Annotated in this window: 11 protein-coding genes; 8 read left to right on the forward strand and 3 right to left on the reverse strand. The window is 72.1% G+C overall.

Annotation, left to right across the window (positions count from 1 at the left end):
* Positions 1-593: DNA-directed RNA polymerase subunit alpha (rpoA, locus tag ABZ910_RS00005; protein WP_361356652.1), on the reverse strand; the 593-nt coding region annotated here is incomplete at its 3' end.
* Between the two features lie 202 nt (positions 594-795).
* Here rpoA and ABZ910_RS00010 point away from each other — a divergent pair.
* From ABZ910_RS00010 to ABZ910_RS00030, 5 genes are all read left to right on the forward strand, one after another.
* Positions 796-1,017 (forward strand): hypothetical protein, encoded by a 222-nt coding sequence (locus ABZ910_RS00010; protein ID WP_361356655.1) that lies wholly within the window; start codon positions 796-798, stop codon positions 1,015-1,017.
* Positions 1,018-2,060: 1,043 nt separating this feature from the next.
* Positions 2,061-3,155: a ribosome small subunit-dependent GTPase A gene (rsgA, locus tag ABZ910_RS00015; protein WP_361358049.1), complete on the forward strand. Its 1,095-nt coding sequence runs from the start codon at positions 2,061-2,063 to the stop codon at positions 3,153-3,155.
* Positions 3,156-3,267: 112 nt separating this feature from the next.
* The gene (locus ABZ910_RS00020) at positions 3,268-4,707 is read left to right on the forward strand and encodes an AlkA N-terminal domain-containing protein (protein WP_361358052.1); all 1,440 of its coding nucleotides are present in this window, start codon (positions 3,268-3,270) and stop codon (positions 4,705-4,707) included.
* Complete coding sequence (locus tag ABZ910_RS00025) at positions 4,704-5,219, forward strand: methylated-DNA--[protein]-cysteine S-methyltransferase (RefSeq protein ID WP_361356657.1); 516 nt, start codon at positions 4,704-4,706, stop codon at positions 5,217-5,219. The genes ABZ910_RS00020 and ABZ910_RS00025 overlap by 4 nt, the downstream gene beginning before the upstream one ends.
* 150 nt (positions 5,220-5,369) lie before the next feature.
* A complete protein-coding gene (locus ABZ910_RS00030; RefSeq protein WP_361356660.1) occupies positions 5,370-6,614 on the forward strand; it encodes an SGNH/GDSL hydrolase family protein in 1,245 nt (414 codons plus the stop codon).
* A gap of 4 nt (positions 6,615-6,618) precedes the next feature.
* Here the strand turns inward: ABZ910_RS00030 and ABZ910_RS00035 are convergent, their stop codons facing one another.
* Positions 6,619-7,101, reverse strand: a complete 483-nt coding sequence (locus ABZ910_RS00035) for a DUF456 domain-containing protein (RefSeq protein ID WP_361356663.1) — start codon at positions 7,099-7,101, stop codon at positions 6,619-6,621.
* 36 nt (positions 7,102-7,137) lie between these two features.
* Positions 7,138-8,154 carry a helix-turn-helix transcriptional regulator gene (locus tag ABZ910_RS00040; protein ID WP_361356666.1) on the reverse strand — a complete coding sequence of 339 codons (1,017 nt, stop codon included), beginning with the start codon at positions 8,152-8,154 and terminating at the stop codon, positions 7,138-7,140.
* 338 nt (positions 8,155-8,492) lie between these two features.
* Here ABZ910_RS00040 and ABZ910_RS00045 point away from each other — a divergent pair, with 338 nt between their 5' ends.
* The 3 genes from ABZ910_RS00045 to ABZ910_RS00055 all read left to right on the forward strand — a co-directional run bounded on the left by ABZ910_RS00045 (position 8,493) and on the right by ABZ910_RS00055 (position 12,289).
* The gene (locus ABZ910_RS00045) at positions 8,493-9,806 is read left to right on the forward strand and encodes a protein phosphatase 2C domain-containing protein (RefSeq protein ID WP_361356669.1); all 1,314 of its coding nucleotides are present in this window, start codon (positions 8,493-8,495) and stop codon (positions 9,804-9,806) included.
* Positions 9,807-9,888: 82 nt separating this feature from the next.
* Complete coding sequence (locus ABZ910_RS00050; protein WP_361356672.1) at positions 9,889-11,631, forward strand: pyruvate dehydrogenase; 1,743 nt, start codon at positions 9,889-9,891, stop codon at positions 11,629-11,631.
* Between the two features lie 205 nt (positions 11,632-11,836).
* Complete coding sequence (locus ABZ910_RS00055; protein ID WP_361356675.1) at positions 11,837-12,289, forward strand: ATP-binding protein; 453 nt, start codon at positions 11,837-11,839, stop codon at positions 12,287-12,289.
* Positions 12,290-12,316: the final 27 nt, after the last annotated feature.

Consider the following 12,316-nt stretch of genomic DNA (forward strand, 5'->3'; position numbering starts at 1 on the left):
GTCTCGACGTCGACGATCAGCTTGTCGAAGTCGGTGCGCTGCTCGACACGCGTGGCCTCGACCTTGTACGTGACCTTCAGCACCGGGCTGTAGATCGAGTCGACCGGGATACGGCCGATCTCCTGGCCCAGCTGCTTGTTCTGCACGGCGGAGACGTAGCCGCGACCGCGCTCGACGGTCAGCTCCATCTCCAGCTTGCCCTTGCCGTTGAGCGTGGCGAGGACGAGGTCGGGGTTGTACACCTCGACACCGGCCGGGGGCGCGATGTCGGCGGCGGTGACCAGACCCGGGCCCTGCTTGCGCAGGTACATCACGACCGGCTCGTCGTGCTCCGAGGAGACGACCAGCTGCTTGATGTTGAGGATCAGGTCGGTGATGTCCTCCTTGACGCCCGGCACGGTGGTGAACTCGTGCAGGACACCGTCGATGCGGATGCTGGTGACAGCAGCGCCGGGGATCGACGACAGGAGGGTGCGGCGGAGAGAGTTGCCGAGGGTGTAGCCGAAACCCGGCTCCAGCGGCTCGATCACGAACCGGGAACGAAACTCGTCGACGACCTCTTCGGTCAGTGACGGACGCTGAGCAATCAGCACGAGGTATTGCCTCCAGTATTCGGCGCCTGCTATATGACGCCATAGACACCACAAAGGGTACGGCGGTTCGGCCTCCTACGAGGTCGAGCCGCCCGACCCCGCCCGTCTGTCGACCGGTCGACAGGTTCAGCTCTCGCTGGAGCGGAGTCCGACGATCAGCGAGGCGGCCACCAGAGCATTTCATAAGCGCATACTGGGGGCGATGACAAAGCCTGCTGCACCGAAGCGACATTTGCCCACCAGCCCCTTCAAGGCCCCGGTCACACCTGCTCCCAAGCAGTTCGCCGTGGGCGACCAGATCACACACGACGTGTACGGCCTCGGCCGGGTGATCGGCATCGAGGACGGAATCGCAGCGCTCGTGGATTTCGGCTCGGAGAAGATGCGGATCTTGAGCCCGTACTCCAAGATGACCAAGCTGTAGGACCGCTGTGCCCGGTCACGGCACGCCAGGCCCCTTCAGGGACCTGTAACGAAAGCGAGACCTCTCATCGATCTGACGTTGCTGTTCTCTGCCCTGGAAGGGCAAACCCGCTGTGCCACTGCAGCATCGCCACCTCCGGCGACAAACCCCTTCCAGGCCCCGGACTTCGGGGAAGACAAGACCTTCCTGCCCAAGGACGTACAGGGGCCCGCCTCGGGCATGCGTGCCGCGCAGCCGAAGACAACTTAGCTCCCACGAGTGTCGTGGTCTCGACAGCCGGCCGCGGACCGTCACCGGTGCTGCGGTGAGGAGCGCGGCCGTCTCCAGTCCCCGTCTCATGCGGCCCCGTGCACTGTCGTTCAGCCGAGACCGTGTGCCGGGCCCTTCCCGTAGGCAAGCCGCCCACGGACGCAGGTGAACGCCTCTGCACACAACCCAGCACCCCACCAGCACAGTCGGAAGGCGTGTGGGGCGCAATCCCTCAAGAGTTCGAATCTCGCATCCTCCGCCTTGATCGAACCCCCGGACCGCTTCGGCAGTCCGGGGAGTCGTTGCGCTCGAGAAGTCGGCAGCCTCTGCCGGCCGGGATGCTTGGTCCCCGCGCACGCGCGGATGCCGCCTGCTCGGACCTGTCCCCGGCGGACGTCCGGAGGTCTCATGGCGCCGATGTTGATGCGGCTCGCGCGTCATCGACGCCCCGGCCGGTCCACGACCCGGGGCGGGCGAGCAGCTCTGAGGGCTGCAGAGTTCCATCCGCAAGATCGGCAAGTCGGCGCTGCCGAGTGGGGGAGTAATTCGTTGGCGTCCGGTCCCCGTTGCTTCTAGGGTCGTCTGTGTTCGCGCGGCAGCCTGTCGAGTTGTCGCGGTAGTTCAGCGTTGTCGAGGAGGTGTGACTGATGGCTGTCTCTGTGGTGGGTGCTGCACGCATCCGGACGCTCATCCATTTCACCTCCGTGGCTTCCGGCTGACCTTTCCTTCCCGCGCCGACGCGCGTGTGCCGGGGCCACCCTTCGAAGGGTCACCCCTTGTCTTTCTCTTCTTCCATGGGCTCGTCGTCCTCCTCGCATCCGCTCGTGCCGTACGGCTGGGACGAGGGTTGGGAGTCGGAGTTCGCTCCCTACGCCGAGCAGGGCTTCCTGCCCGGCCGTGTCGTGCGTGTCGACCGTGGCCTGTGCGACGTCGTCACCCCTGCCGGCACTGTCCGTGCCGACACCGAGTTCGTCGTCCCCCGCGATCCGATGAAGGTCGTGTGTACGGGGGACTGGGTCGCTGTCGACCCGGAGGGCGCTGATCCGCGATACGTGCGGACGTTGCTGCCCCGTCGTACCGCCTTCGTGCGGTCGACCTCCTCCAAGCGGTCCGAGGGGCAGATCCTCGCGGCCAACGTCGACCACGCGATCGTCGCGGTGTCCCTGGCCGTCGAGGTCGACCTCGGACGCGTCGAGCGCTTCCTGGCCCTGGCCTGGGAGTCCGGTGCGCAGCCCGTGGTCGTGCTCACCAAGGCCGATCTCGTGCCGGACGCGGTGACGCTGGCGCACCTCGTGCAGGACGTGGAGGCCACGGCGCCCGGGGTGCCGGTGCTGGGCGTCAGTGCCGTGCACGGGGGCGGGCTCGACGTCCTCCTCGCGCTGGTCGGCGGGCGTACGTCCGTGCTGCTCGGGCAGTCCGGCGCGGGCAAGTCGACGCTTGCCAACGCGCTCCACGGGGAGGACGTGATGGAGGTCCACGCCGCGCGGGACGTCGACGGCAAGGGACGCCACACGACCACCACGCGCAACCTGCTCGCCCTGCCGGGCGGAGGCGTGCTGATCGACACGCCGGGACTGCGCGGCGTGGGCCTCTGGGACGCCGAGACGGGCGTCGGCCAGGTGTTCTCCGAGATCGAGGAACTGGGGCGGGAGTGCCGCTTCCACGACTGCGCCCACGAGAGCGAGCCCGGGTGCGCGGTGCTGGGCGCCGTCGAGTCGGGAGCGCTGTCCGTGCGGCGGCTGGAGAGCTACCGCAAGCTCATGCGCGAGAACCAGTGGATCGTCGCCAAGACCGACCAGCGTGTCAGGGCCGAACTCCGCAAGGAGTGGAAGCGGAGGGGCGCCGAGGGCAAGGCGGCGATGGAGGTGAAGAGGGGGCGCGTGCGCTGACTCCGGCCTCGTGGGGTTCGTGTGTCCCGGTCCGGTGAAGCCGCCGCGCGGTAGCGCCATGTCTGATTTCCGCCAGCCCCACCTTCGGCCGTCGCCCACACTGGAGGGCGTGATGGACGAAGACACCAGGTACGAGGCCGTGCGGAGCCGGGACGCCCGGTTCGACGGGGATTTCTTCTTCGCCGTCGAGACCACCGGGATCTACTGCCGGCCGAGCTGCCCGGCGGTGACGCCGAAGCGGCGGAACGTACGGTTCTTCGCCACGGCCGCCGCCGCGCAGGGCTCCGGCTTCCGGGCGTGCCGCCGGTGCCGCCCGGACGCCGTGCCCGGCTCCGCGGACTGGAACGTCCGGGCGGACGTCGTCGGCCGGGCCATGCGCCTGATCGGTGACGGCGTGGTCGACCGGGAGGGCGTCGCCGGGCTCGCCGCGCGGCTCGGATACAGCGCGCGGCAGGTCCAGCGACAGCTCACCGCCGAGCTCGGCGCAGGCCCCGTCGCGCTCGCCCGGGCGCAGCGGGCGCACACCGCACGCGTGCTGCTGCAGACGACCGGCATGCCGGTCACGGAGATCGCGTTCGCGTCCGGGTTCGCCAGCGTGCGGCAGTTCAACGACACGATCCGGGCCGTGTACGCCGCGACACCGAGCGAGGTGCGTGCCACCGCGCCCGGGCGAGCGCGCGGCGTCCACCCCGCCGCCCCGGGCGCGGGCATCCCGCTCCGGCTCGCCCACCGGGGGCCCTACCGGTCCGGCGCCGTCTTCGACCTGCTGGAGCGCGAGGCCGTGAGCGGGGTCGAGGAGGTGACCGGCGCGAGTGGGCGCCGCACCTACCGGCGCACGCTGCGGCTGCCGTACGGCACCGGGACCGTCGCCGTCGAGGAGCGGACCGGGGCGGCGAGCCGAGCGGGGCGCACCGCGCATCCCGGCGGCTGGCTCGACGCCCGGCTGCGGCTCACCGACCCGCGGGACCTCACCACCGCCGTGCAGCGGCTGCGCCGGCTGTTCGACCTCGACGCCGACCCGTACGCCGTCGACGAGCGGCTCGGCGCCGACCCGCGGTTCGCCCCGCTGGTCGCCGCCCGGCCGGGACTGCGCTCGCCCGGCACCGTCGACCCCGCGGAGCTCGCGGTGCGCTCCCTCGTGGGCAGCCGGGAGGCCGAGCGGCTCGTGCTGCGGTACGGCAAGACGCTGGACGCCCCCACGGGCGGCCTCACCCACCTGTTCCCCGAGGCCGCCGTGCTCGCGGAGGCCGAGCCGCACGGCACCCTGGGCGCGCTGTCCGCCGTGCTCGCCGACGGCACCGTACGGCTCGACCCGGGCGCCGACCGGGACGACGCCGAGGCGGCCCTGCTCGCCCTGCCCGGCATGACCCCGGCCGTCGTGGCGACGATCCGCACCCGCGCGCTGGGCGATCCGGACGTGGTTCCGCCGGGTGCGTACATGCGGGATGTACCGGACCGATTGCGGCCGTGGCGATCGTATGCCGTAGGGCACCTTGATGTGGGCGATGCGGATGACAGGGACGATGTGGAAGGGGAGTTGGAGTCATCATGACCACCGAACCGACTGAGGTGACCGAGCTGACGTACTGGACGACCGTCGACGGGCCCCTCGGCCCCCTCCTCCTCACCGCCGACCCGGACGGAGCGCTGACCTCGCTTTCCGTGCCCGGGCAGAAGGGCGGGCGTACGGTGCGGGACGACTGGCGGCAGGACCGCGGGCCCTTCCGGGCGGCCGAGGGGCAGCTCGCCGCCTACTTCGCCGGGGAACTCAAGGAATTCCGGCTGGGGTTGAGGACGAACGGCACCGAGTTCCGGGAGCGGGTCTGGGCCGCCCTCGACTCCGTCCCCTACGGGGCGACCACGACGTACGGCGAGATCGCCGCGCGCATCGGCGCCTCCGGCGTCGCCGTGCGGGCCGTCGGCGGCGCGATCGGCGCCAACCCGCTGCTGATCGTCCGCCCCTGCCACCGGGTGATCGGTGCGAACGGCTCCCTGACCGGCTACGCGGGCGGCCTCGAGCGCAAGGTACGGCTGCTCACGCTGGAAGGGGCGCTGGCCGGGTAACCGGCGAACAAGACCTCCTTCGGCGTCGTCCGGCGTGCGAATGTACTGGCGTTTGTCACCCACGGTGATCTTTTGCCGAAGGCCCGCGCGTGTGTCACCGTCGCCTCCTGTGGTCCATTCTGTGGGCCATCCGGAAGGGCGGACGCGCGCATGGTCAAGGCCGGGCGTTTCCTCGCGGCACTCCTCCTGTTGCCGTTCGGCACGGCCACGGCCGGACACCAGGTCGAAGCCACATCAGCACGGGACAGTGCGCCTCGGTCCGCGATCGCGCCCCCGTCCGCCACCGCGCCCCTCTCCGCCTGGACCGGCACCTGGGAGGCCGCCCCCTCCGGGACCGCCCCCGCGCTTCCCGGCGCCGCCATCCGCAACGTCGTGCACATCAGCGCCGGCGGGCGCGTTCTTCGGGTGCGCCTCAGCAACCGGTTCGGCACCGGGCCGCTGACGCTCGGCGCGGTCACGGTGGCCCTGCGGCGGGCGGCCGGGCCGGACGCCGTACCCGGCTCGATGCGCACCGCCACCTTCGGGGGCGCGCCGACGGCGGTCGTCCCGGCGGGCCGCGACCTGGTCAGCGACCCCGTGCGGCTGGCCGTACCGGCCGCCGCCGACCTGCTCGTCACCGTCCACACACCCACCGACTCCGGCCCCGCGACGTACCACCGGGCGGCCCTGCAGACCAGCTATGTGGCCCTGCGGGGCGGCGGGCCGGCCGCCGACGACGAGGGCGGCGGCGCCTACACCGTCACCACCGGCCACTGGTACTACGTCACCGGCGTCGACGTCGGCGGCCCGGCCGCCGTCGGCAGCGTCGTCGCCGTCGGCGACTCCCTCACCGACGGCGCCGGCTCCACCCGCGACGCCAACCACCGCTGGCCCGACCGGCTCGCCGACCGCCTGCGCAGCCGCGGGCTGGGCGTCCTCAACGCCGGGATCAACGGCAACCGCCTCCTCGTCGACGGCACCGGGCCGAACGCCCTGTCCCGTCTGGACGCCGACGCCCTGTCACGGGCCGGGGTGCGCACGCTGATCGTCTTCGAGGGCATCAACGACATCAAGGGCACCCCGCAGGCGACCGACGTCCGCGCCTACGAGGCGGCGTACCGCACGATCGTGGCCCGCGCGCACGCCCGCGGGATCAAGGTCGTCGGGGCCACCATCACGCCGTACGCCGGGTGTTCCGCCTTCACACCGGCCGGCGAGGACCTACGGCAGCGGGTCAACGCCTTCATCCGCGGCGGCCGAGTCTTCGACGCCGTCGCCGACTTCGACGCCGTCGTGCGCGACCCGCTCCGGCCCGAATGGATCCGGGCCGCCTACGACCCCGGCGACCACCTCCACTTCAACGACGCGGGCATGCGGGCCCTGGCCGGGAGCGTCGACCTGTCCACCGTGCGGTGAACCATCAGCCCCAGATCACCGCGCCCAGCCACGCCCCCATGATCAGCAGGCAGGTGAACAGCTCCGTCAGCACGCTCGACCCGCCGGAGCGCATCGTCGTGCGCAGCGCGGCCATGGCCTCGCCGTGGCGGCCGAGGCGCAGGCGCTCGTGGAGGTAGATCCCGGCCATGAAGCCGGGGATCGCGCCCACCACCGGGACCAGGAAGAAACCGAGGAACGCCCCGACTCCCGCGTACGCCCCCAACTGGGGCGTGGCGCCGCTCGCGCGCAGTTTCCGAGGTGGCAGCGCCCAGCGCACCACCTGGGACAGGAACAGGACCACGGTGGCCCCCACCAGAACGGCCCAGGCCAGCGGCCGCGGATCCTGGAGCGCCCACCACAGGACCGCGGCCCACACCAGCCACGACCCCGGCACCCCGGGAACAAGCACTCCGCACAGGCCGAGCACGATGACGAGGCCGACCAGCAGGAGTTCCCACACTCCCATCTGCTCAGGGTGCCGGAGCGGGGGAGAACGCGCAGATCATGCGCCGGTCGGGCCGTAGGACGCGGGCAGGGCGGCCCGCGAGATCCAGCCCCGCTCGTACGCGTGCCAGCCCAGCTGCAGCCGCGTCGTCACCCCGGTCAGCTCCATCAGCCGCTTCACCCGGCGCTGTACGGTGCGCAGGCCCAGGTCGAGCTGCTTGGCCACGCTCGTGTCCGTCATCCCGGCCAGCAGCAGCGACAGGACCTCCAGATCGGTGCCGTCCGGACCGTCCGGCTGCCCCTCGACGACGCCGGACGTCCCGAGCCTGAGCGGCAACGCGTCCCGCCACACCGACTCGAACAGGCCGGACAGCAGCTCCAGCAGGCCGCTGGCGTGCACCACCAGCGCGGTCGGCTCGGCGGTCCGCGAGGTGAGCGGCACCATGGCCAGCGAACGGTCGGCCACGACCAGCTTGGTCGGGACCCGGTCCGCCACCCGCACCTGCTCCTGCCGGCCGAGCGCCACCGTCACCCCGGTGATCCCGTCCGGCAGGTCCAGCACGTGCCGCTCGACCACCACGCGGTAACGTACCCCGCGCCCGGCCGCCTGCTCCTCGGCCGCGTCGTTCTCGGTGGCGGAGACGGCCAGCGGGTTGCCGGTGACCAGCGCGCACACCTCGTCGCTCGCGCCGAGCTGCAGCTGGAGGAAGCGCTGGGCGATCGCGGCAGCGCCGGTCACCACCTCGACCAGGTCGTGCCCCGCCGGTTCGACCGCCGCCGAGCGGTACTCCTCGGCGAGCAGCGCCGCCGCCAGCTCCGCCTTCTCCAGCTCGTGCCGCTGCTGGGTGAGCAGCGCGCCCAAGGCCACGCCGGGGGGCGCCGCGACCCAGCGGCCCGGGCGGGCCGAGGACTGGGCGGCGAGCCCGTGCCGTTCGAGCCGGCGCAGGGCACGCTCGGTGTCGTGCTCGGCCAGGGACAGTCGCCGCGCGAGATCGGGAACGTCGGCGGCGCCGACGGACACCAGTGCCCGGTACGCCGTCTCGTGCGTCTCGTCGAGCCCTATCGCTGCCAGCATCAGCCCACGTCCCTCCCCGAAGCCCCGGCCCCGGGCACGGCCGTGGCGGAGATCGGCCACGGCGTAAACCCGCCTCGGCACATCATCCCCGTTCCACCCGCCACTCTGCCAAGGTGTCGTCACCGCGGCCGCAGTGATCACCGGGGCCACACCGGGATCACCACGACCACCGCGGTCGTCGTACGGCCGGACGGTTCTTCCACGGGGGGAGAACCGTCCGGCTGCCTCCCGCCGTACCGCCGCTCCGTATCCCCTTGGCTCGTACGGCTGTTCCGCGCGTCCCCCGATTTTCGGGATGCCCCGTTTTCATCCGGCCCGTGCGGTGGACAATCAGAGGCATGAGCCAGCAGGGGGGTAGGCCCACCCGACGCGAGGACGACTGGTGGGGTCAGCTGTACGACGACTCCACCGAGGACGCCGGGTCCACGGCCGCGGCCGATTCCCTGGACGACCGGTACGCCTCGGCGGCGGGCGCGGTGGCCTCACCACCGCCCGGCGACGAGCCCGGCGCGCTCCTCCCGGAGCCCGAGCCGGCGCCCGAGCCGGAGGCAGGGCGAAAGCCGGAGCCGGACCCCGCACCGCCCCCACCCCGCACCGAGATCCCCGCACAGCGAGCCGCCCCCACCCCTGTCTCCTCCGCGCCCCCGTTACCGCCCCGCTCGCCCCTTCCCGGCTACGTCGGCTCCGGCCCGCCCACCTACGACCCCGAACCCACCGCGCTTCCGCCCGCCGACCCGGACGGCCTCGGCGATCCGGTCGCGGACACGGTGCTGGACGGGGCCCGGTACGGGGGGTGCACCCTGCGGGCCGTGTCCGCGCGGGGCGACTCCGCGCGGTACCGGGGGGAGCCGCGGCGCGACGCGCTGCTGGTCGCCCGGTTCGGGACGGGGGAGCAGGCGCTGGTGCTGGTCGCGATGGCGACCGGAGCGCGGGCCACGCCGGGCGCGCACCGGGCGGCGGCCGAGGCATGCCGGCGGATCGGGCAGTCCGTGGGGCGCAGCCATGCCCGGCTCGCCGAGGACATCCGGGCCGCCCGGCGCGCTGACCTGAAGGCCGGGCTGCACCGGCTCACCGACCGCAGCCTCGGCAAGCTCCGCGCCGACGCCGCCGAGCAGGGCGTCGACCCGCACGAGTACGCCGCCGGCCTCCGCTGTCTGCTGCTGCCCGCCCATCCCCAGTGCCGTACGCGCGTGTTCTTCGGCGTCGGCGGGGGCGGGCTGTTCCGGCTGCGGGACGGCGCGTGGCGCGACATCGAACCGCGCGCCGGTGCCGCCGACACCATCGAGGAGCCCGTCGTCGGATTCGGCGCGCTGCCGGCCGAGACCCCCGACGGCGACCGGCTCACCATGGACCTCGGCATCCCCACGCCTCCGAGCCCCTATGAACCGGCCGAACCTGCCGAACCGGCCCCTGAACCGCCCCGCGGACCCTTCCGCTTCCGCGCCTCCATAGCCCGCCCGGGTGACGCCCTGCTGATGTGCAGCGAGGGGCTGGCCGACCCCCTGCGCGGCGAGCCCGACCTCTGCGCCCACCTCGCCCGGCGCTGGTCCGAGGGCCCCCCGCCCGGGCTGGCCGCGTTCCTCGTGGACACCCAGGTGCGGGTGAAGGGATACGCCGACGACCGCACGGCGGCGGCCGTTTGGGAGGCGTAATCCCGGCCCCTGTGAATTCATGGAATCCTCCCCGGGCACCCGACAGGAGACCGACTGCAGACCGAAGGGGCACGCGCGCGTCATGGCCAAACAGAACGTCGCCGAGCAGTTCGTCGACATCCTCGTCCGCGCCGGTGTACGCCGCTTGTACGGCGTCGTCGGCGACAGCCTCAACCCGGTCGTCGACGCGGTGCGTCGCAACGCCGCCATCGACTGGATCCACGTACGGCACGAGGAGACCGCCGCCTTCGCGGCCGGGGCCGAGGCCCAGATCACCGGGAAGTTGGCCGCCTGCGCCGGCTCCTGCGGTCCCGGCAACCTCCACCTCATCAACGGCCTGTACGACGCCCATCGCTCCATGGCGCCCGTGCTCGCCCTCGCCTCGCAGATCCCGTCCAGCGAGATCGGACTGAGCTACTTCCAGGAGACCCACCCCGACCAGCTGTTCCGCGAGTGCAGTCACTACAGCGAGCTCATCTCCAACCCGAAGCAGATGCCGCGCCTGCTGCAGACCGCCATCCAGCACGCGGTCGGGCAGAGCGGCGTGAGCGTGGTGGCACTGCCCGGTGACGTCGCCTCCGAGCCGGCCCCGGACGAGCCCGCCCAGTCCGCCCTCGTCACCTCGCGGCCGACCGTGCGCCCCGGCGACACCGAGATCGACGAGCTGGTCCGGATGATCGACGCGGCCGACAAGATCACCCTGTTCTGCGGCAGCGGCACCGCGGGCGCGCACGCCGAGGTCATGGAGTTCGCCGAGAAGATCAAGTCGCCCGTGGGGCACGCCCTGCGCGGCAAGGAGTGGATCCAGTACGACAACCCGTACGACGTCGGCATGAGCGGTCTGCTCGGCTACGGCGCCGCCTACGAGGCCACCCACGAGTGCGACCTGCTGATCCTGCTCGGCACCGACTTCCCGTACAACGCCTTCCTGCCCGACGACGTGCAGATCGCCCAGGTCGACGTGCGGCCGGAGGTCCTCGGGCGCCGCTCCCGCCTCGACCTGGCCGTGTGGGGCGACGTGCGCGAGACACTGCGCTGCCTCATCCCGCGCGTGAAGGCCAAGGGGAACCGGCGGTTCCTGGACCGGATGCTGAAGAAGCACGCGGACGCGCTGGAGGGGGTGGTGAAGGCGTACACGCGGAAGGTCGAGAAGCATGTGCCCATCCATCCCGAATATGTGGCCTCCGTCCTCGACGAAGTCGCCGACGACGACGCCGTGTTCACGGTCGACACGGGGATGTGCAATGTCTGGGCCGCCCGCTACATCTCACCCAACGGCCGCCGCCGCGTCATCGGTTCGTTCTCGCACGGCTCGATGGCGAACGCGCTGCCCATGGCGATCGGGGCGCAGTTCACCGACCGCGGGCGGCAGGTCGTGTCGATGTCCGGCGACGGCGGATTCGCCATGCTGATGGGCGACTTCCTGACCCTGGTGCAGTACGACCTGCCCGTGAAGATCGTCCTGTTCAACAACTCCTCCCTCGGCATGGTCGAGTTGGAGATGCTCGTCGCGGGCCTGCCCTCGTACGGCACGACGAACGTCAACCCCGACTTCGCCGCCGTGGCCCGCGCCTGCGGTGCCTACGGTGTGCGGGTCGAGAAGCCCAAGCAGCTCGCCGGCGCGCTGAAGGACGCCTTCCGGCACAAGGGGCCCGCCCTGGTCGACGTCGTCACCGACCCCAACGCCCTGTCCATTCCGCCGAAGATCAGCGCCGAGATGGTCACCGGCTTCGCGCTGTCCGCGTCCAAGATGGTGCTGGAGGGCGGGGTCGGCCGCATGCTCCAGATGGCCCGCTCCAACCTGCGCAACGTGCCGCGCCCATAGCAGGCATGGGCCTCCGGCCACCGAATCGCCGTGCGGTGGGGGCGAATTCCGGTCAGCTTCGCCGAACCCTGGACATCGACGGCACGCCATGACTGGCGCGGGCCGGAACGGGCATGGATTCCGGTGAACGCGTTCGACCGTGAGGGATACCGGCAAGAGCGTGCGGGCGGGGGTCATGACGAGGCATGCACGAGGGGGCGGTCCCGTGGACGGCGGGGCCACCTCGGTGAAGACAGCGGAGGAAGAGACCGACAACGTCACGGATCGGGCACCGGCACCTCGACTGAGGCGCAGGCTGGGGCGGACCGACCTGCGCGAGGTGCCCGAGGCGCGCAGGGCACTGCGTGAACTCCTGCGGCACTGGGGGAAACCGGGCCGCTCCGAGGTGGCGGAACTGCTCACCAGCGAACTCGTCACCAACGCGCTCGTCCACACCGACCAGGACGCCGTCCTCACGGCCGTGGTCGGACCGCGTGGACTGCGCGTGGAGGTACGGGACTTCGTGGCCCGAAGACCGCGGCTGCGCGCACCGAACACCGACGACGGCACCCACGGCCGGGGCCTGGTCCTGGTGCAGTCCCTGGCGGACGACTGGGGCGTACGGGTGCACGGGGTGGGCAAGTCGGTGTGGTTCGAACTCGACGCGGAGGCTGCCTGAGACGGGACGGGGCGCGAGCCCGCAGGC

It is taken from the genome of Streptomyces sp. NPDC046805, from assembly GCF_040645355.1.
GTDB lineage: Bacteria > Actinomycetota > Actinomycetes > Streptomycetales > Streptomycetaceae > Streptomyces.

What these genes read in the sequence shown, in the direction of transcription:
- ABZ910_RS00010 (WP_361356655.1), top strand. Translation starts at nt 796, where the DNA reads ATGACAAAGCCTGCTGCACCGAAGCGACATTTGCCCACCAGCCCCTTC.
- ABZ910_RS00020 (WP_361358052.1), top strand. Translation starts at nt 3,268, where the DNA reads ATGGACGAAGACACCAGGTACGAGGCCGTGCGGAGCCGGGACGCCCGG.
- ABZ910_RS00040 (WP_361356666.1), bottom strand. Translation starts at nt 8,154, where the DNA reads ATGCTGGCAGCGATAGGGCTCGACGAGACGCACGAGACGGCGTACCGG.
- ABZ910_RS00025 (WP_361356657.1), top strand. Translation starts at nt 4,704, where the DNA reads ATGACCACCGAACCGACTGAGGTGACCGAGCTGACGTACTGGACGACC.
- ABZ910_RS00035 (WP_361356663.1), bottom strand. Translation starts at nt 7,101, where the DNA reads ATGGGAGTGTGGGAACTCCTGCTGGTCGGCCTCGTCATCGTGCTCGGC.
- rsgA (WP_361358049.1), top strand. Translation starts at nt 2,061, where the DNA reads ATGGGCTCGTCGTCCTCCTCGCATCCGCTCGTGCCGTACGGCTGGGAC.
- ABZ910_RS00030 (WP_361356660.1), top strand. Translation starts at nt 5,370, where the DNA reads ATGGTCAAGGCCGGGCGTTTCCTCGCGGCACTCCTCCTGTTGCCGTTC.
- ABZ910_RS00050 (WP_361356672.1), top strand. Translation starts at nt 9,889, where the DNA reads ATGGCCAAACAGAACGTCGCCGAGCAGTTCGTCGACATCCTCGTCCGC.
- ABZ910_RS00045 (WP_361356669.1), top strand. Translation starts at nt 8,493, where the DNA reads ATGAGCCAGCAGGGGGGTAGGCCCACCCGACGCGAGGACGACTGGTGG.